Annotated in this window: 16 protein-coding genes and 4 pseudogenes; 8 read left to right on the top strand and 12 right to left on the bottom strand. The window is 61.5% G+C overall.

The window, feature by feature from the left end; genetic code table 11:
• Positions 1-87: 87 nt before the first annotated feature.
• The 5 genes from ubiT to AC5J09_RS01320 are packed head-to-tail and all read left to right on the top strand — an operon-like array spanning position 88 to position 2948.
• Positions 88-594: a ubiquinone anaerobic biosynthesis accessory factor UbiT gene (gene ubiT / locus AC5J09_RS01340; protein ID WP_494296651.1), complete on the top strand. Its 507-nt coding sequence runs from the start codon at positions 88-90 to the stop codon at positions 592-594.
• Positions 585-1562, top strand: a complete 978-nt coding sequence (gene ubiU, locus AC5J09_RS01335) for a ubiquinone anaerobic biosynthesis protein UbiU (protein ID WP_494296650.1) — start codon at positions 585-587, stop codon at positions 1560-1562. The genes ubiT and ubiU overlap by 10 nt, the downstream gene beginning before the upstream one ends.
• Before the next feature lie 6 nt (positions 1563-1568).
• A complete protein-coding gene (ubiV, locus tag AC5J09_RS01330; protein ID WP_494296649.1) occupies positions 1569-2504 on the top strand; it encodes a ubiquinone anaerobic biosynthesis protein UbiV in 936 nt (311 codons plus the stop codon).
• Positions 2501-2800 carry a hypothetical protein gene (locus AC5J09_RS01325; protein WP_494296648.1) on the top strand — a complete coding sequence of 100 codons (300 nt, stop codon included), beginning with the start codon at positions 2501-2503 and terminating at the stop codon, positions 2798-2800. Before ubiV ends, AC5J09_RS01325 begins: the two co-directional genes overlap by 4 nt.
• Complete coding sequence (locus AC5J09_RS01320) at positions 2790-2948, top strand: hypothetical protein (RefSeq protein WP_494296647.1); 159 nt, start codon at positions 2790-2792, stop codon at positions 2946-2948. Before AC5J09_RS01325 ends, AC5J09_RS01320 begins: the two co-directional genes overlap by 11 nt.
• Positions 2949-3441: 493 nt before the next feature.
• On the opposite strand, the pseudogene adhP reads toward AC5J09_RS01320, so the two are convergent.
• The 5 genes and pseudogenes from adhP to AC5J09_RS01295 form a co-directional block, all read right to left on the bottom strand.
• Positions 3442-4462 (bottom strand): annotated as a pseudogene (adhP, locus tag AC5J09_RS01315) (alcohol dehydrogenase AdhP).
• 252 nt (positions 4463-4714) lie between these two features.
• The gene (locus AC5J09_RS01310) at positions 4715-5392 is read right to left on the bottom strand and encodes a YoaK family protein (protein WP_494296646.1); all 678 of its coding nucleotides are present in this window, start codon (positions 5390-5392) and stop codon (positions 4715-4717) included.
• A gap of 564 nt (positions 5393-5956) precedes the next feature.
• Positions 5957-6580: a TetR/AcrR family transcriptional regulator gene (locus AC5J09_RS01305; RefSeq protein ID WP_494296645.1), complete on the bottom strand. Its 624-nt coding sequence runs from the start codon at positions 6578-6580 to the stop codon at positions 5957-5959.
• Positions 6581-6694: 114 nt separating this feature from the next.
• Entirely contained in the window at positions 6695-9805 is a 3111-nt protein-coding gene (locus tag AC5J09_RS01300) for an efflux RND transporter permease subunit (protein ID WP_494296644.1), read from the bottom strand.
• Complete coding sequence (locus AC5J09_RS01295; RefSeq protein ID WP_494297044.1) at positions 9802-10917, bottom strand: efflux RND transporter periplasmic adaptor subunit; 1116 nt, start codon at positions 10915-10917, stop codon at positions 9802-9804. The genes AC5J09_RS01300 and AC5J09_RS01295 overlap by 4 nt, the downstream gene beginning before the upstream one ends.
• A gap of 100 nt (positions 10918-11017) precedes the next feature.
• On the opposite strand from AC5J09_RS01295, the gene AC5J09_RS01290 reads away from it, so the two are divergent.
• The 3 genes from AC5J09_RS01290 (at position 11018) to AC5J09_RS01280 (ending at position 12093) form a co-directional block, all read left to right on the top strand.
• Complete coding sequence (locus AC5J09_RS01290) at positions 11018-11620, top strand: TetR/AcrR family transcriptional regulator (RefSeq protein WP_494296643.1); 603 nt, start codon at positions 11018-11020, stop codon at positions 11618-11620.
• The gene (locus AC5J09_RS01285) at positions 11617-11814 is read left to right on the top strand and encodes a hypothetical protein (protein ID WP_338280716.1); all 198 of its coding nucleotides are present in this window, start codon (positions 11617-11619) and stop codon (positions 11812-11814) included. The genes AC5J09_RS01290 and AC5J09_RS01285 overlap by 4 nt, the downstream gene beginning before the upstream one ends.
• 153 nt (positions 11815-11967) lie before the next feature.
• Positions 11968-12093 carry a hypothetical protein gene (locus AC5J09_RS01280; RefSeq protein WP_494296642.1) on the top strand — a complete coding sequence of 42 codons (126 nt, stop codon included), beginning with the start codon at positions 11968-11970 and terminating at the stop codon, positions 12091-12093.
• A gap of 940 nt (positions 12094-13033) precedes the next feature.
• Here the strand turns inward: AC5J09_RS01280 and AC5J09_RS01275 are convergent.
• The 7 genes and pseudogenes from AC5J09_RS01275 to fsa all read right to left on the bottom strand — a co-directional run bounded on the left by AC5J09_RS01275 (position 13034) and on the right by fsa (position 17947).
• Positions 13034-13171 (bottom strand): hypothetical protein, encoded by a 138-nt coding sequence (locus AC5J09_RS01275; RefSeq protein ID WP_324765222.1) that lies wholly within the window; start codon positions 13169-13171, stop codon positions 13034-13036.
• Between the two features lie 115 nt (positions 13172-13286).
• Positions 13287-13460: pseudogene (locus AC5J09_RS01270) on the bottom strand (YjiS-like domain-containing protein); the annotation flags it as partial.
• Positions 13461-13917: 457 nt separating this feature from the next.
• A pseudogene (gene mnhG / locus AC5J09_RS01265) lies at positions 13918-14296 on the bottom strand (monovalent cation/H(+) antiporter subunit G).
• Positions 14295-14426, bottom strand: a pseudogene (locus tag AC5J09_RS01260) (monovalent cation/H+ antiporter complex subunit F); the annotation flags it as partial. The pseudogenes AC5J09_RS01260 and mnhG, both read right to left, overlap by 2 nt.
• Positions 14427-14541: 115 nt before the next feature.
• On the bottom strand, positions 14542-14853 hold the full coding sequence (locus tag AC5J09_RS01255) for a hypothetical protein (protein ID WP_494296641.1): 312 nt from the start codon (positions 14851-14853) through the stop codon (positions 14542-14544).
• A gap of 718 nt (positions 14854-15571) precedes the next feature.
• Positions 15572-17107 carry an FAD-dependent oxidoreductase gene (locus tag AC5J09_RS01250; RefSeq protein WP_494296640.1) on the bottom strand — a complete coding sequence of 512 codons (1536 nt, stop codon included), beginning with the start codon at positions 17105-17107 and terminating at the stop codon, positions 15572-15574.
• A 183-nt stretch (positions 17108-17290) separates the two neighbouring features.
• On the bottom strand, positions 17291-17947 hold the full coding sequence (gene fsa, locus AC5J09_RS01245; RefSeq protein WP_494296639.1) for a fructose-6-phosphate aldolase: 657 nt from the start codon (positions 17945-17947) through the stop codon (positions 17291-17293).
• Positions 17948-18053: the final 106 nt, after the last annotated feature.

Below are 18053 nucleotides of genomic sequence, written 5' to 3'. Positions count from 1 at the left end.
CTTTGCTCCAGCGCAAATTGCCCACGGAGGTTGCCGCTAGGTTCTTCGCAGAAGTAGCCGAGTCGCTCATTTGCAAAGGCGAGAGATATGGAATGCCCACGCCCGCTGGCCGCACCTCTTGCCGTCGTGCCGATCGCCTTGATCGACGGGGTGGTGAAGTTGATGTTCAAAAGCCTGCTCGACAGGCATCCCGCGCTCTTCGACCGCCTCGGGGAGCACAGGGGGAAGCGCTATGCCTTTTGTCCGCTCGACGTGCCGCTCGTCTTTGTGGTGGAGCCGTCACGCGCGGCGGTGTCGGTAACGCGCAAGCCAACCGATTGCGCTGCAGATGCTCTCGTGGAGGGCCCCCTATTCCTGCTACTGGCGCTTCTCGAAGGCCGCTGCGACGCAGACGCCCTGTTCTTCTCGCGGGCGCTCACAGTCGGCGGAGACATGGAGGCGATGCTGGCCCTCCGCAACGCACTCGACGGCTGCGAGATCGACCTGCCGCGCGACCTTGGCGCTTCCGCCGGGCCGCTCGGACCGCTCGTCAGCCGCACCGCGGCAGCAATCCGCCGCCGCGCACTTGCCGGGGAGAATGCCGCATGGAACTGATCTGCCCGGCGGGGACGCCTGCCGCTTTCCGCGAGGCCGTCGATGCCGGTGCGGAAGCGGTCTATTGCGGCTTCCGCGACGAGACCAATGCGCGGAATTTCCCCGGCCTCAACTTCTCGCGCGAGGAACTTGGCGAAGCCATCGCTTATGCCCATCGGAGAGGCGCTCAGACCTTCGTCGCGCTCAATACCTTCATGCGCGCCGGACATGAAGGCTTGTGGTACCAGGCAGCGGCGGACGCGGTCCGGCTTGGCGCAGACGCGCTCATCCTTGCGGACTTCGGCCTAATGGCCCATGTCGCGGAGACCTATCCCGAGCAGCGGCTGCACGTGTCGGTGCAGGCATCCGCGTCCAATCCGGATGCGGTGAATTTCCTGGTGGGGGCCTTCGGCGCAAAGCGGGTCGTGCTGCCGCGCACGCTGACGATCTCCGACATCGCCCGGCTCGCCCGCCAGATCCGCTGCGAGATCGAGGTCTTCGTCTTCGGCGGGCTCTGCGTTATGGCGGAAGGTCGCTGCTCGCTGTCATCCTACGCCACCGGCAAGTCGCCCAACATGAACGGCGTGTGCTCCCCCGCGAGCCACGTGCGCTATCGGCAGGACCGGGGTGATCTCGTCTCCGAGCTTGGCGCCTACACCATCAACCGCTTTCCCCGTGACGAGGCGGCCGGCTATCCGACGCTCTGCAAGGGGAGGTTCGACATTGCGAATGCCCGCGGCTACGCCTTCGAGGATCCGGTCTCGCTCGACGTAATGGATCACATCGACGCCCTGCGGGAGGCGGGTGTCAGTGCACTCAAGATCGAAGGGCGGCAGCGGGGCAAGGCCTATGTCGCCGAAGTCGTCGCAACCTTACGCAAGGCACTCGGCGCTCGCCCGGAAGAGCGCCGTACGCTTCTGGCCCGCCTCAAGCTGTTGAGCGAGGGGCAGCGGACGACGTCCGGCGCCTACGAAAAACGCTGGAGGTAAACAGGCATGAATGCCGGCAAACCCACGCTGACGCTCGGTCCGGTCCTCTATCTCTGGGAGGGGGAAAAGTGGCGGGACTTCTACTTTCGCATCGCAGACGAGGCTCCGGTGACCCACGTCGTCATCGGAGAGACCGTCTGCTCGAAGCGGCTGCACTTTACCGATCCCCATCTCCCGCCGGTGATCGAACGGCTCCTGGCGGCGGGAAAACGCATCGTCTTTTCCACCCTCGCCCTCGTGACGCTCGAGCGCGAGAGCCAGTATGTGCGCAGTCTGGTTGCCGACAGCCCCTACCCCGTCGAGGCGAACGATCTCTCCGCTCTGGCCCTGCTTGAAGGCGAGCCGCACTGGATCGGGCCGCTTGTCAACGTCTACAACGCTGCGACCGCCCGTGTGCTTGCGCGGCGGGGCGCAAGGAGCATATGCCTGCCCCCAGAACTTCCGGCAAGGTCGATCGACGAGATCGTTTCGCAAACGACGGGCGTCGACTTCGAAGTGCTCTCCTTCGGCCGCATGCCACTTGCAATTTCTGCCCGCTGCGCTCATGCCCGCGCCAAGGGGCACATCAAGGACAACTGCCAGTTCGTCTGCAAGGACGATCCTGACGGACTGGCCGTGAACACGCTCGACGGGCAGTCCTTTCTGGCACTCAACGGCGTGCAGACGGTTTCCTTCACCTGTCAGGCGCTCCTAGCCGATCTGTCGGACCTCATCGGTTCCGGAGTGAGGCGCTTTCGCCTTTCGCCACAGGATTGTGACATGGTGGCGGTCGCCCATCTCTACGACGAGGTCCTGCAGGGCCGCGTGGATGCTGAAGACGGTCTCGTCCGGCTGCGGCAGATCTATCCCGCCGCCCCGTTCTCCAACGGGTTTCACCACGGACAGGAAGGCGCCGCCTGGGTCGCCCGCGCACGCAACATTGCACACAGAGCAAACACATGAAAGCCAACGATTCCGGATTGGAAATCGCCTCGACCTTCGCACAAGCAAACGAGGAGATCAGAAGCGCAGTCGGGCGCATGCGTGGCGCGGTCCTGAGCAGCGCCATCGATTGTGAATGCCGCGACCGAGTGGACGGGGCGCTGCGCGACCTGGAAAGACTTGAACGGAACCGAATCGCGCAGCGCCTGCTGGCCGCTGCCGCTGAGCAACGGCGAAGGATCGAGGCGCTGCTCGTGCTGCTTGCTGATTTCGAACTCGAACGAACCCGCGGCGCTGGACGACGGCATGATTGTTGAAGCCGGCCTGCTCTTCGGCGACATCGCCGCGACCGCAGAACTGGGTTCAAGTCTGTTGAGACAATCGCGCCAGCTTCGGTTTGCAAGCGACATGGTGAAGGAGATTTCCGAAAGCGCCAGTTGCGCGTCTGCTGGCATCGATGAGTAAAGCCACTCAGTATAATGAAGGGATGGACTGTATGAACGCCTTGAAGCGAACCCCGTGGCGAGAAGCGGCACTGGACATCGTCATGTCTCAGACCATCGCTGTTGGGGAGATGAGTTCTCTTTTCGAAGCGCTCCAGGAGGAGCAAAAGCACGCCCGCGGTACAGATCGGTGTGTTCTTCGTGACACGCGCCGTCCTCTCCGTATCCGACCCTGACGGCCGGTAAGAAAATGAAGCCGCGACAGCCGAGTGTTGGGAGCGCATGTTTTAATAATTGGTCTGCTCTTCGGGGAACTCGTTGAATCCTAAGTAAGCTTTGCACTCTCCCCAGTTACATACCTGGCGTGAGAGTGAATTAGATTGACACCAGGCCTTCCCAGCACTCGCGCGCGACTCATATCGCTGCCGCTTAGACCAAGAGTGAGACTACCGTCTGTCTACCGGATAGGTGGCCAGACGGTAGTCTCGTCGACACCGCGGTCTGTAATCGAAGACTCAACCGTTCAGATCGAGAACGATACGGCCGTCTATCTTGCCTTCTTCCATCCGCTCGAAGATGGCGTTGATGTTCTCGATCTTGTCCCAGGAGAAGTGGGCCGCGACCTTGCCCTCGCCGGCAAATTCTAATGCCTCCTCGAGATCCTGGCGGGTGCCGACGATCGAACCCCGCACCGTGATACGCTTCAGCACCGTGTCGAACACCGGCAGGCAGATCTGGCCGGGCGGCAGACCGACCAGTGCCATCGTACCTTTCGAGCGCAGCATGCTGTAGGCCTGTTCCATGGCCTTCGGCGAGACTGCCGTGACCAGCGCGCCGTGCAGGCCGCCCGTTCGCCTCTGCACCTCTTTGACGACGTCGGGCGCCCGCGCGTCGACAACAAGATCGGCGCCGAGGTTCTCGGCAAGGGCGAGCTTTTCGGAGAATATGTCGGCTGCGGCGACATGCATGCCCATGGCCTTGGCGTACTGGACGGCCATGTGGCCGAGGCCGCCGATGCCGGAGACCAGAACCCATTCTCCGGGTCTGACCTCCGTCTCCTTTAGGCCTTTGTAGACTGTAACGCCGGCACAGAGCACCGGAGCGGCCGGTCCGAATTCCAACGTCGTTGGCAGCCGCCCGACGTAATCGGGATCAGCTAGGCCATATTGGGCAAAAGTGCCGTCGACCGAGTAGCCGGTATTCTGCTGGCTGCCGCAGAGCGTCTCCCAGCCGGTGCGGCACGGCGTGCAGCAGCCGCAGGCGGTGTGCAACCACGGCACGCCGACCCGGTCCCCTTCCTTCAGGCGCGTGACGCCGGCCCCGAGCTTGGCAACGTAGCCACGCCCTCGTGACCGGGAATGAAAGGCGGATTGGGTCTCACCGGCCAGTCGCCCTTGGCGGCATGCAGGTCGGTGTGGCACACGCCCGTGGCCTCGTATTTGATCAGGACCTGTCCGGGTCCTGGCTGCGAACCGGAACTTCCTCAATCACAAGCGGCTTGCCGAACTCTCGGACCACAGCGGCTGTCATCGTCATGTCGATATACTCCAAAGCTCGATGTTGGCGCCGGCGGAGCCGGCATTGCGCACCTCCTTCGAGCAGCGCTAACGAGCAAGAGCTTAGCGGCTGGGCGAGCCAGCGTTCCTTGACGGGCATCAAAGAAGGGCATTTCCACGAGAAAAGTTGCCTCAGAAGCGAGACGGTGGCCCGCACAAACCAGGGCCGCCCGACCTGGCTGGCAACCCTGACTTGGATGCGGTGCAGAGGGACAGCACGGGCACATTCGCCCTAACGATTTTGGATGAACCTACTTTGCCAGCGGCGGGGTATCTGGAACGCTACGGCAGTAAGCAACAGGGCGGCAAGCGACGGCACCCACAGAGCGAGATCCCCTGCTTCTCGCACCAGGGCCGCGCCCATGATGGCTCCTGCAAACATGCCGAGCCACGGCACGATTTGAATGATCCACTGCGTGTTGCGGACGCCCATCGCCCACCGCCCGAGGCCACGGCCGAAGCGCGAGAGTGCCCCCGTGACGTACGTCAAACCAACCGGTAGACCTTCGATCTGCTCGACAGAGGCGTTGACCGCTCCCATGGCGAAAATGAGCAAAACGAAACGGAGTTCTGGTTGGCCTTCTTGCAACGCGGCGCATGCGAGGAGAACCGATACAAACAACAAGGCGGCTTGCGGTCTAAGCCGGATCGATACGATCACGCCCGCGGCGTTCCCGAATACGAAGCTGACCAGCCCTCCGATGAGAAGCAACCCTTGAGCGGCATCGCCTTGGACGAGGGCGACGGACGCACGAGTCGTGTTGCCGCTCATGAAGGACACGAAGTCTCCGATGGACATGAGTCCTATGGCGTCGGTCATGCCCGCCAGGAACGATATTGCAGCGACAAGCGCAAGACCAACAGAACTCCGCCGCCGTTTTATGATCCGCCTCCGCCGCTGCACCGTCATTGGTTTCTTCCCAAATTGAAACGCAGGAACGAAAGCAAACTGCGCCCTCTGTGGCAAGCACTCCAACTCCGCTGAGACCACTTCCCAGAGAGAGGGGGTGCTTCTCAAGGCGTGGATTGCGCGACCGGCTATCGGCTCGCAACCTCACCTGCGTCCGCCTTAACATGACTCGGTGGCGAACGCGCGAGCATCGTTGCAATCAGCGCGTTGAGAACTCGGCGCACCGACATTGCGGCTGCGCGGCGCTTTTCGCTCGCGCTGAGAAAACAGGCGGAATTTCAAGGCTATTTCGACAAGCCTTCGTTTATGTGAAAATTCAGGTCTCCACGCAGGCACAATTTCCGCCTGTAACGCCCTTTCTGATCTGACGATCGCCCAAAAAAATTCAGCAGGTTTTAAGCAATCGGGCGGTGCACCCTAGTGACCCTGACAACTTTCCCGCGGCAGGGCTTTTTGGCAGGGTTTCGCGACACAACAGCCGTTGGGTAGTCTTCCTGTAGACGGCAAAGTGCGACCCTAAGCCGACTGTCAGATACTGAGGCGGCTAGGTCCGCATCGGGCTGGTCAGCGGGCATGGTCGGACCTTCCGAGGGCCTTTAGGATGAACCGAATTTGCTCACGCAGGCCCGCTTCGGTATCTTCTCTGTGTCGATGGCGGTGCTCGATCAGAACCGGATGGAAGAACGGCATGAATGCGGTCTTTACTGCGCGCGCCGCTTCGGCGGGATCTTCGATCTCGAACTCGCCCGTTTCGATGCCCTCGCGGATGATTGTCTCGAAGATCGTCACCATCTGCTCAGCATGCGCCTTGGTGACCGGCCGGTTCTCCTGCATCGCCCCTACAACCATGTCGTGCATGCGCTTGTCGTTGAGCAGTTTCGTCTTGTTGTGGTGGTGAACGGCGGTCAGGAGTTCCTCGAGTTTCTCCGAGGGCGGCGCGCTCCTGCGTGCGATGGCAAGGGCGACCTCGGCGGTACCGTTCAAGACTTGCCTGCAGATGGATTCCTTGATTGCATCCCTCGAAGGAAAGAAACGGTAGACGTTCGCCCGGCTCATGGCGAGTTCGGAGGCAATGTCGGCTACCGAAGTCTTATGATGACCTATGCGGCGGAAGTGCTCCTCCGCCACCTCCAGGATGCGCGCACGCATGCGCTCGGTATCTGCCCCCGGCCGGACGGGATAATCCATAGATGTCCCCAGATTGGATGAACGAAACGGTCCGGCCGTGACGCCTCTACGAGCGGTAGAGTCGCGAGGCTGGCCCAGCTCGTTCGGGCAAGGCCATCGAGCCCGCGACAGACGCTACTCGGCAGCCATTGCTATTCGCAATTCCGGCTCCCCGGTCGGCTCCTCATGGATGTCATCTGCAGTCGACCTGATCCTGAACCACGCCGCGTACAGTGCCGGAAGGAAGAGCAGGATCATCACCGTGCCGACCGCCGTGCCGCCGATCAGCGTATAGGCCATCGATCCCCAAAACACCGAATGGGTAAGCGGAATGAAGGCAAGGACGGCGGCAAGTGCGGTCAGGATCACCGGGCGTGTCCGCTGTACCGTCGCCTCGATAACGGCGTGATAGTCGTCGAGGCCCGCCTCCTGGTTCTCTTTGATCTGTTCGGTCAGAATCAAGGTGTTGCGCATCAGGATTCCCGCCAGTCCTATCAATCCGAGAATGGCATTGAAGCCGAAAGGCTGATTGAAGAGGAGCAACACCGGAACCACCCCGGCAAGACCGAGCGGCGCCGTCAACATGACCATGGTCATCGTTGAGAGGCTGCGAACCTGGAGGATGATGACGATCAGCATGGCGGCAATCATGGCCGGGAAGATTTTGACCAGCGCGACATTGGCCTTGAGCGATTCCTCGATGTTTCCACCCATCTCGATGCGATATCCGACGGGGAGCGAGGCGATCAACGGCTGAAGTGCTTTCATGATCTGCTGTGAGACCTCCGGGGGCTGCGTCGCCTCGTTAATGTCCGATCGGATCGTGATGACCGGCGTTCGATCGCGACGCTTCAGGATCGGTTCCTCAAACCGGATTTCGGAATGGCCGATCTGATCGAGCGGAACCTGACGGCCGTCCCTGCTCATCAGCGAGAAGTCGGCGAGCCTCGCCGGATCGAGACGGCTCTGGCCAGCACTGCGTGCGACGACGGGCACGTTGCGGATGTTCTCGCGAACCTGCGTCACCGGAATGCCACTCAGCAGCAACTGCATCTGCTGGGCTGCCTCAGCCGGCGAAAGGCCAATCAGATTCAGCCGGTCCTGCTCGGGGACAAAGCGAAGCACGGGCGTACGATTGCCCCAGTCGCGGTTTGCCTGACGGACGTCCGGTACGCCTTGCATGATTTCGAGGGCTTTCTCGGAGATCTGGTACAATTGCGCAGGATCCGGCCCCATGATGCGGAACTCGACCGGAAACGGCGTATACGGACCAAACACAAGCTGGGTGACACGGACGTAGGCTTCGGGAACCAGCCCGTCTGAAACGGCAGCCCGAAGGCGCAGCTTCAAAGCCTCGCGCGCGTGAGAGTCAGGGGTGAGCACAACGATCTTGGCGAAAGCGGGGTCCGGCAATTCCGGTGCCATCGCAAAAAAGAAGCGGGGAGCGCCCTGCCCGACATAGCTGGTGACGATCTTTGCCTCGGGCTGGTTTTGCAGCCAGCCTTCGACCTTCTCGACCGCGGCTGTCGTCGTCTCGATGCTCGCACCTTCGGGCATGCGGACTTCGACCAGCACCTCGGGACGATCTGACGTCGGGAAGAACTGCTGTTTCACCCCTTCCATTCCAACAACCGAAAGCGCCATGACGACGCCGACGACGGCGCACGTGACGAACTTGTGGCGCACGGCAAACTTGATGACCCCCCGCAGGCGCCGGTAATTTGGCGTGTCGTAGATAGCGTGGTGGCCGCCCTCGACTGGTTTGATCGCCGGCAGCATCTTGACGCCGAGGTAAGGCGTGAAGATCACCGCGACGATCCAGGAAACGATGAGCGCGAAGCCCACGACCCAGAAGATGTTGCCGGCGTACTCGCCCGCGGTTGATCTGGCGAAACCAACGGGCATTAGTCCGATGATGGTCACGAGTGTACCGGAGAGCATCGGCGCTGCCGTATGGCTCCAGGCATAGGCGGCCGCCTTGATGCGGTCCATGCCCTCTTCCATCTTCACCACCATCACCTCAATGGCGATGATGGCGTCGTCGACGAGAAGGCCGAGCGCCAGGATAAGAGCGCCGAGTGTGATGCGATCGAAGAACCGGCCGGTTTCCAGCATGATGAGGAAGACGACGGCAAGCGTCAGCGGAACGGCCAGTGCCACGACGATCCCGACACGCCAACCGAGGCTGAGTAGGCTCACGAGCAACACAACCCCGAGCGCCATCGCAAACTTCAGCATGAACTCGCCGACCGCGGCGTCGATGTTGACGGCTTGGTCGCTGACCTTGGCGAGCGTCATACCGAGCGGCAGCGTCTGTGCGATCGCGGCAGATCTTTCTTCGAGCGCCTTTCCGAGTTCCAGACCGTTCCAGCCCTGCTGCATCACCGCGCCCAACATGATGGCGGGCTCGCCTTCATGGCGGATGATGTAGGTCGCGGGGTCTTGATAGCCGCGCCGCACCTTCGCGAAATCAGAGAGTTTCAACGTGCGTCCGGCAGCGACGATCGGCGTGTCGGCAATTGCCTGCACACTGTTGTAGGCGCCATCGAACCGGATAAAGACCTGCGGCCCGCGTGTATCGATCGAGCCTCCCGGCGTCACGGTGTTTTGCCTTTGCAAAGCCGCAGCGATGTCCTGTGCTGAAATACCAAGGGTCGCGAGCTTTGCATACGAGAACTCGACAAAGATCTGTTCCGGTCGCTCCCCCAAAATGTTGATCTTTTTGACGCCCGGAACGTGCAGAAGATCCTGGCGGATCACCTCTGCCTGCCGCACAAGCTCGCGCATGGGCATGCCCTTGGCCTTTAGCGCATAAAGCGCGAAGCTCACGTCCGAATATTCATCGTTTACGAAGGGGCCGAAGACGCCAGAAGGCAGGTTGCGGGCTTCGTCCCCCAACTTCTTGCGCGCCTGATAGAACTCCTCTTCGACAGCCGTGGCTGGCGTGCTGTCTTTTAGCGTCACGGTCAGAAAGGCGTAGCCCGGCCTTGTCGTCGTCTCGACGCGATCGTACCAGGTCAGTTCCTGGATGCGCTTTTCGAGCGGCTCCGCGACAAGATCCTGCATTTCCCGCGCCGTAGCGCCTGGCCATACGGTAGTGACCGTCAGGGTCTTGATGGTGAAAGAGGGATCCTCCGCGCGCCCAAGACTGATGAACGCATAGACGCCGCCAACGGCCAGCAGAACAATGAAGAACAAGGTGACGGCTCGCTCGCGAACCGCGAGCGCGGAAAGATTGAAGCTCATCGGTTGGACACCTCCGCCTTGAGCTCGGTCCGGACGGGCGCACCATCTTTGAGGAGATGCGCCCCGAGGGCGACGACCTGCTCCCCAGACTCGATCCCGGTGACAAATGCTGTTTCTTCACCAAGCCGTTTGACCTCGACAGGAGCGAAGTGCACGGTGGCAGAGGATTGGTCGACAACCCAAACCCCGGTTCGGCTGCCGTCATTCAACACGGCGCCGACCGGCACCGCGACCTCCGACTGCCCTTCTCCGTTTAGGATGCTGATCGTAACCGTCGCACCAAGCGGCGCCGAGGCGGCGTCGCCATCGAGCACGTAACGCGCTTCGTATGTGCGGGTCTGAGGATCAGCGGCATCGGAGATCTGCCGCAGACGCGCTCTTCCGCGTCGCCCATCACTTCCATAGACACTTGCTTCGGCGTCCGATCCGATCGCGGGACGAACGGTTTCGGGTAGCGCGACCAAGGCCTCGCGCGGGCCTGCATGCGCGAGTTGGACTACCGTCTGTCCCGCCGCGATGACCTGTCCGGGTTCGCCGAGCGTCGCGACCACCGTTCCGTCCGCATCCGCCACAAGGATCGAGTACGTCGCTTCATTCTCTGCAACTTTGGCTTCCGCTTCCGCGACGGCGAGTTGCGCCGCGGCGGTGTCGCGCGCCGCCTTGGCCTGCTCGTAACGCTGGGGAGTAGCAGCGACTCCGCCTTTGACAAGAGCGGCATAGCGCCTCTCGTCCGCGCTTGCCTGAACGAGGACCGCTCGGGCCGCGGCGACCGCATTGCGCTTGGCAGTCAGCGCAAGACGCAAATCGGTTTCGTCGATGCGCATCAGAGCCTGACCCGCCTTGACCTGCTGACCGACGTCGATCATTCGCTCAATGATCTTGCCAGATACGCGAAAGCCAAGGTTGCTCTGCACTCGGGCGGCGATCGTACCTGTGAAGGCCCGCTCGGCGCTTTCCGGTCTGGTGGCTTCAGCCATTCTTACAAGCGGTGGCGCGAGGCGGGGATCGGCGGCCTCCGCATACCGTGCTGGCGTTTCGAAAACGAAGGCGAACGCCGCGCCCCCGGCGGCAGCCACAAGGCCGATCGATGTGAGAAGAAGTTTGCGGTTCATGTCCGATGACCCTTGTTGGCGGGTGCTGCCTCTATTTGGATTGCGATCTAAATCTAAACGTGATATAGATGTCAAGTGAAATCTAATTGCGAGGTCGAACATGAGAGTTAGTCGCGCCCAGGCGGAGGCAAATCGCGAAGCGGTCATCGATGTGGCGAGCCGGCTTTTTCGAAAGCACGGTTTTGATGGCATCGGGCTCAAGGATCTGATGAAGGGAGCCGGCCTGACCCAAGGCGGATTCTACAAGCAGTTCGAATCCAAGGATGATCTGGCGGCGCAGGCGTCCAGGCGGGCGCTGGAGAGCGCCTTTCGTCGATGGTCCGCTGCTGCCGCGGCCAATCCGCAGGATCCCTTTGGCGCGGTGGTCGCATTCTATCTCAGCATGGCACATCGAGAAGAGAAGATGGACGGCTGCCCCGTCGTTGCGCTCGGCTCGGATGCTGCCAGGCAAGGCGTCGGCGTGAAAGCGTCATTCGAAGCCGGGATCAGGGAATACCTTGAAATGCTTGGTAATTGGATTGGCGCGACCGACAGCGAGGAGGCGGACGGCAAAGCGATGGCCATTCTGTCGACGATGGTCGGTGCGGTGCTCCTTTCGCGCGCTGTCAACGACGAGCAGATGTCGAAGCGGTTCCTGGAGGCGGCCGCCGAGAGCGTGCTGATGTCGTCTGCGGGGGATACAGAACCGGGAGCTCGCCGATGACGATGCGTCCGGCCGAAGCGCACAGCGCAACTGCCGACCAGGAGCTCTGCTCCGGGCTGGAGCTCATTGCGAAACTGGCGGACGGGAGCATCCGCCGACCACCGATGGCGGAAATACTCCCGTTCACCTTGCTCCCTCCGGAAGAAGGCAAGGTCGGGCTGCTGGCCCGCCCGAGCCGCGCTTTTCTAACCTGACGAATACGGTTCACGGCGGCTGGATCATGATGATGCTCGACACCGTCATGGCGCTTGCCGCCCAGACGACGCTCTCGGTCGGCGAAACCTGCCCGTCGCACAAAACCACCGCCAAGTTTGTCCCCGATCTTCGCCGACTCCGGCGAAATGCGTGTGACCGGCCACGTGGTGTCCGGCGGCCGGACCGTCATCACGCTGGAAGGCTGCATCGAGGACGCTCAAGGTCGGATCTACGCGCATGGCACGTCGACCTGCCTTGTCGTGGGCAGGAAGCCGTGATGTGCCGGACCGCCGGTCCAGAAGGTTCGCCACAACGGCTCACCTGCTTTTGTTGCGCGGTAGAGATACTGGCAGGCCGCTAACACTGTTCGAATAGGGCACGAGCACCACTGTAACCGCGGCCTGGACGATCGCACCATGCCTTGGATGGTGCTGTTGTTCGGCCTTCTCGTCATCCCTTTTGGCGTTGTCAGCGCATCGAGCAATGTGTCGGGAATGATCCGGTCACCACTCTGTCCTTCCGTCAAGATTAACCGCGGCGGCTGACGGGATACATGTCTCCGTGATTTTCATCGAGAACGGCGGTAAAATACAACAAATAAAACGGAGGACACGAGCATGCGTCGTCCTGACCCGAATGCGCGCAGCCGCAGCGAAGCCGTTGGCCGCGATACGCTTCTCACCCTGTGCGTTGCGCTCCCCATAGCGATACTGGTCTTCATCATTCTGCACATTTAGCCATCGGGCCTGATCCGGACTGGCTATGTTTTCTTCAGAAACTCTGTCCGCAGCAGCAGATTTCGTGTCCGGGCGAAATGCAAGGCTCGGGAAACGCGGACCGGACCACCCTTTAACAATGACTAGGTCGCACGGCCCGATGGACGAGGGCGCGGTCCCGGTGGGTCCGTAAACGCCGCAGGCACGACAACCGAGGCCATCCACCAAGGGCACCGGACGGCCGCTCTTGCTACCTAACGGCTGCAGGAAAGGCAGGAGCGCCTTGAACGGAATCTTCTCATGCTTTGCTCCATTTCGTGCGGCGCCGCGAGGCGCCTCGGGAACGGAATTCGAGGTTAGAGAGCCTGCTCCGGGAAAGGACTCGTCCCTCCCCGGCAAGCCTCGAAATCCTGGCGAAAGTCTCCATGCACATGACATCCACCTGGCCTATGGACCTATCGTTTACAGCCGACGAAATTTCGCCGGAAAGTCGGGCCCAGTCTCAGAGCATCGCGAAAGCGACGATCATCAAGCCAAAGATGCCCACCGCGATGATCGCTTTCGTTGTCCTATCCATCGTTGCCTCCAGCAGGCCACCGTACGGCGCGATGCCTCGCTGGCCTTGACGCGCGGCAGCCATTCAGGCCGCTTTTCGATACTAGGCCGACGGGCTGCGAGACAGTTGCCGGAGATTCCGCCTGTACCTGTCCCGACGGCCGGAAGAGTCCTTCGACAATCCGCGGGATGTCATTTCTCGTTATACCAATGTCCTCGAGCAGCCTGTCGTCGAGGTTTTGAAGCGCGGCGGCCGCCCGCCTCCGCTGCCGGCGTTGCAGCGCACGTAGAAAAAATCCCGTGACAGTCACCCTGGGACTGCGAAGCGTCGGATCCTGGCGGACTTCGGTTGGTGAGTGTTCGTGTGCGGACATTGTTGCCCTCCATGAGCAGTATTGATCGGCCCGGTCGCGTGGTCCGCAGAAGCGACGCGGCGAACGGGCGTTCGGGAAGCATCAGCGGTCTGCAGACGCGGCGGCGCCCGCTTGAGCGCCGCACGCGCGTAGCCGCGTGCCAGACTGTCTATGTGAGAGGGGATCCCCGAGGCGGCGAACGCTTGCGTTCGAGCCGCTCGGGGTTACGGTCGCGTCAGAAGAGACGCTGAGAGGACCAGGTATTTCTTGTGTCGACGTGAAGTAGTCATGACTTCGATATGGTCACTTGAGGTATAGGATTCCATCGGTCGAGATGCGGCCTTTGGACGCTGGCTAGACAATTGCAATTCGCGCGAATCCGCAGCTCGAGCCGACACGGCGCTCGCGGGCCGGACTCGCTTGACGGGCGCTAGCGGTCTCTCTCTGGCGCAGACGGCGGCGGCTCGTCACCGCCGGTTCAAACCCCGCCCGGCCGGTCGTTTCCTTGCGGAGGCCGCATGACTGATCGTGCCGGAATGCCCTTGATCCCTTCGGTCCGGTCCTGATAGAGGGCCGCGCGGGAGGATGAGGGTGACTGGCGTGGTAATGGCGATGAAGACGCCGATCAGGATCTCGCGCCACAGACCTCAAACCCAACGCAGAAAAACAGATGATCGACGCGAGCGCGATGGCTCCGGTTCCCCAGCTTGTGCCGAGAGTCGGTGCATGCACGCGCTCGAAAAGGTGCCGAACCGCAGGGTTCCGATGGCTCCGATCAGCGTCAGCCCGGCGCCGAGAAGCACGAGGAAAGCCGTTAGCAACGGCGCCCACGCGGGCAAAATCTCGGCATGCGTCATCGATCACCTCGCGCCGCATAAGGAACTTTGCCAGCGCGACGCTCGAGACGGACCCCAGGACTCCGATGATCAAGGCGGCCTCGAAATAGATCGTGCTTGCGGTGTGGATGCCGATCGTCGCTAGCTGAACGCGCGGTCCTGCGTTCGGTCGCATCTTGCGCTGAAGTCGGTTGCCAGGATGATATGGCTTGGAATCAATCGGCCCACTGCAGGTCCTGCATTTCCGGATTTCAACATGGGCCTCCTCATCCTTGGGGACTTCCTGACTGCGATGCCAACGGGATCCTTGGCGATAACGTCGAGGTGATCACCATTGGGGTACCTGGAAACGCAAGAGCTTGAAAATCAATCCGGATCACGGTGATCTTCTGTAAGCCACCCTTTTCTGCGTCTACGGCAATTGCCCGACCCGCTCTCAAGCCGAGCAGCCCCAACCCCAAAAGCGACCCTACCGAGACAGTGTAATTAGGAAAGTCCTGGCTCTCATTGCGGACCAGATTAGCTGTTCTCGGGACACCTGCATCAACGCAGAAGGTCACGCGACTGTTTATCGTCACGACGTCGGGGACATTCCTAAAGGCGCGAGCTTCAGCATAACTTCCCGGGAGCAGATCCGCCCCGGCAAAATCAACTGGATCTCCGTTCGGTTCCCCTGGCTGCCGGTATGGCGCCAGGGCTCCCGCTCCTGAGACGGAGCTACCGCCCTCAGCCAGAACACGATGGAGTCGTTGCGAAAGTAGGGCGAAATCCGGGTCTTCTGCAAGGCAGCAGACGATAGACAGCCGATGCGCTATCCGCGCTACGTCGCCTCCCTAGACGAAGGCTGGTCACACTCAACGCAAGGCTTTCTGGACATGGCGTTTCCGTTCGGGCCAGGATTTTTTTCACTGCAACTCGCGTAACTTGCCTCATCACCAATCCTCTCCGGTTCGCTCGAAGACGAGCCACGCGGTGCCCTTTTCTGCGATCCTCGACCTGCGGGCCTCCTGAACTCGCTCCGCTTGTCGCTCGGTAAAGGGTCCCATTGGCTGAGTTTTCTGTTCGCCGCAGCGGACCTGGCAATACCATTTGTTGCCATCGTGTGAGAAAATTTCGACCGAGGTGGGGTGCGGCTCATGCTTGGCGATCTCGTCTATGAAAATGATTGACCTCGAGTAATGCCTGGCGGGCGTGGGCGTGTGCACGCCGGGAGGCGGGTTGCGGTCGGGCGACGTTGACATAGTTCAACTCCTCTTCATCGCTGTGGCGTGCGAGCGTTCGGCGCCCGCCTCGTCATCAGAAGGCCGTTTCGTGCTCCATCGCCACCTCGGTCATCAGATTTTCGATGTCGCGGGATATCGAGGCGGCAGCCAGTACGCGTCCGTCGCGCTTGAATCGCAGCAGACAGTCCCTGCCCGAGATGTCGCCTTCGACCATGATCTCGTCCCATCGCTCCGCATGGCCGACATAATTGATCCTGACGTCGTAGTGCTGGCTCCAGAAGAACGGCACGGCTGCAAACTTCTCGCTCCGGCCGAGCATATTCAGCGCCGCGGTCTGCCCTTGCCTCTCGGCCACCACCCAATGTTCGACGCGGATGTTCTCTCGGCTATGGGGATCCGGCCAGCGCGCGATGTCACCGGCCGCGAAGATCCCCGGTTCGCTGGTTTCCAGAAAACCATTCACGACGACGCCGCGGTCCGTTGCCAACCCTGCCGTTTCGGCGAGCTCCGTGCGTGGCCGCACGCCGATGCCGGCGACCACGAGGTCCGCGGCCAGCGTTTCGCCACTGCGCAGTTTCACCTCGCTTCCATTAATGCTGCTAGCAGTCTCCTCGAGGTGGAAAACGACGCCATTCTTTTCATGAAGGGTCCGGATGAAGTCGCCCATCTGCGGACCCAGGACCCGCCCCATCGGGTGCTTGTCGGGGGCGACGACATGGACTTCGATACCGCGAGCGCGCAGGGCCGCGGCGACTTCGAGACCGATAAAGCTCGCTCCAAGCACGACCACCCGGCGGGCCGTCGCGGCCCGCTCGATTATGGCGCGGCAGTCGGCGAGCGAGCGCAACGTATGAACATGGGGCTGGTCGGCACCCGGAATCGTCAGGCGAACCGGCTCTGCACCGGTCGCAAGCAGCAACCTGTCATAGGGGATCGAGCCTCCGCCAGCGAGGATGACCTCGCGGTTCTGCGGCTCGATGCGAACCGCTTTCGTAGCGAGACGCAGGTCGATCTGGTTCTTGGAGTAATAGCTCTCCCCCCGTAGCGGAACCCAGCTCTCCGGCGCCTTGCCGGCAAGGTAGTCCTTGGAAAGGTTCGGCCGGTCGACAGGCGGCGCTTCGTCGTCGCTGAGCATGAGAATGCTGCCGGCATACTGCTCACGCCGCAGCATTTCAGCGGCGGAAAAGCTGGCCGCTCCGCCACCGACGATGACGATCTTCTCGGGCATTGCTTCGACAGGACGCTCGCTTGTTGCCGCTTCTGCACGCTTGCGCTTGCCAACGACGAAGATATGGCCGTCGCGCTGTTCCACCCACCAGCATGCCAGCGGCCTGAAGGCGGGCGCGCGCAGGGCCTCCCCGGTCCTCAAGCTGAAACATGCGTGATGCCATGGGCATCGGACGCTGTCGCCATCAACCAGTCCGTCGCCGAGCGGGCCATTGTAGTGAGTACAATGCGCGTCGACGGCGAAGATCTCGGCCCCGCGGCGCACAAGCAACACCTGCGCATCGCCGCAATGGCCGACGAGCTTGCTGCCGTCGGGAAGATCGGCAAGCCTGATACCGCGCGCCAGATCAGGCCCACTCATGCTTGTGTGTCCAGGAGCCATTCGTATCTCCTTTCGGTATCGAGATGGGGTTTCGCCGTGACTGCTGATAGCGCCTTTGCAGGTCGGGTCTTTTGATCTCACACGGCAGCTTGTTACCGCTGCGCCTATGAAGCAAACGAATTTAGTCGCCTGTTGTGTGCAGTTTTTCTGCTGCACCGGTCAGGACAAACGGCAACAGGATAACTAACGAATGGCTTGACCCGTCCTGCCCCAGTCGGCAAGGAAGGAAGCCAGCCCCTGTTCCGTGAGTGGGTGGTTGGCCAGCTTCCTAAGCACTCCCGGTGGCACCGTCGCGATATCGGCGCCCGCCATTGCAGCCTGCGTGACATGCCGCGGCGTGCGAATTGAGGAAGCCAGAACTTGCGTATTGAAGGATTTGTCGTTGTCGTAGATCGCCCGAATTTCCCGGACGACGTCTATGCCATCGAGGCCGATATCTTCGAGCCTGCCGACGAAAGGGGAAATATAGGCCGCACCGGCTTTTGCCGCGAGTAATGCCTGGTTGGCTGAAAAGCAGAGGGTAACATTGACCTTCAGCCCGCGTTCGCAGAGTGCCCGGCAAGCCCTGAACCCATCCCAGGTGGAGGGCACCTTGATGGCCACATTCGCAGCTATGCTGGCCAAGCGCTCCCCCTCGGTGACCATGCCGTCGAAATCAGTCGCGGTGACCTCCGCTGAGACGGGGCCCTCGATCGCCTCGCAGATCTCCTTGACAACCTCCCGGATCGGTCGACCGGTCTTTGCGACCAACGAGGGGTTCGTGGTCACTCCGTCTACAACACCTACCGCGGCTAGCCCGCGGATTTCGGCAATATCGGCGGTGTCGACAAAGAACTTCATCGCTTTTCTCCTGTCATAGTCGCGTGATCCGTGGGCAACGCCGTCTTCAAGTCGATTGGGCCGTAGCAGATGTGATTGCGCGCCCTATCTCCGTGAAGGCAGGGCA

Source organism: Sinorhizobium sp. (genome assembly GCF_059070375.1).
The sequence above is the reverse complement of the archived record's forward strand: the minus strand, read 5'-3'. Positions and strand labels throughout refer to the sequence as shown.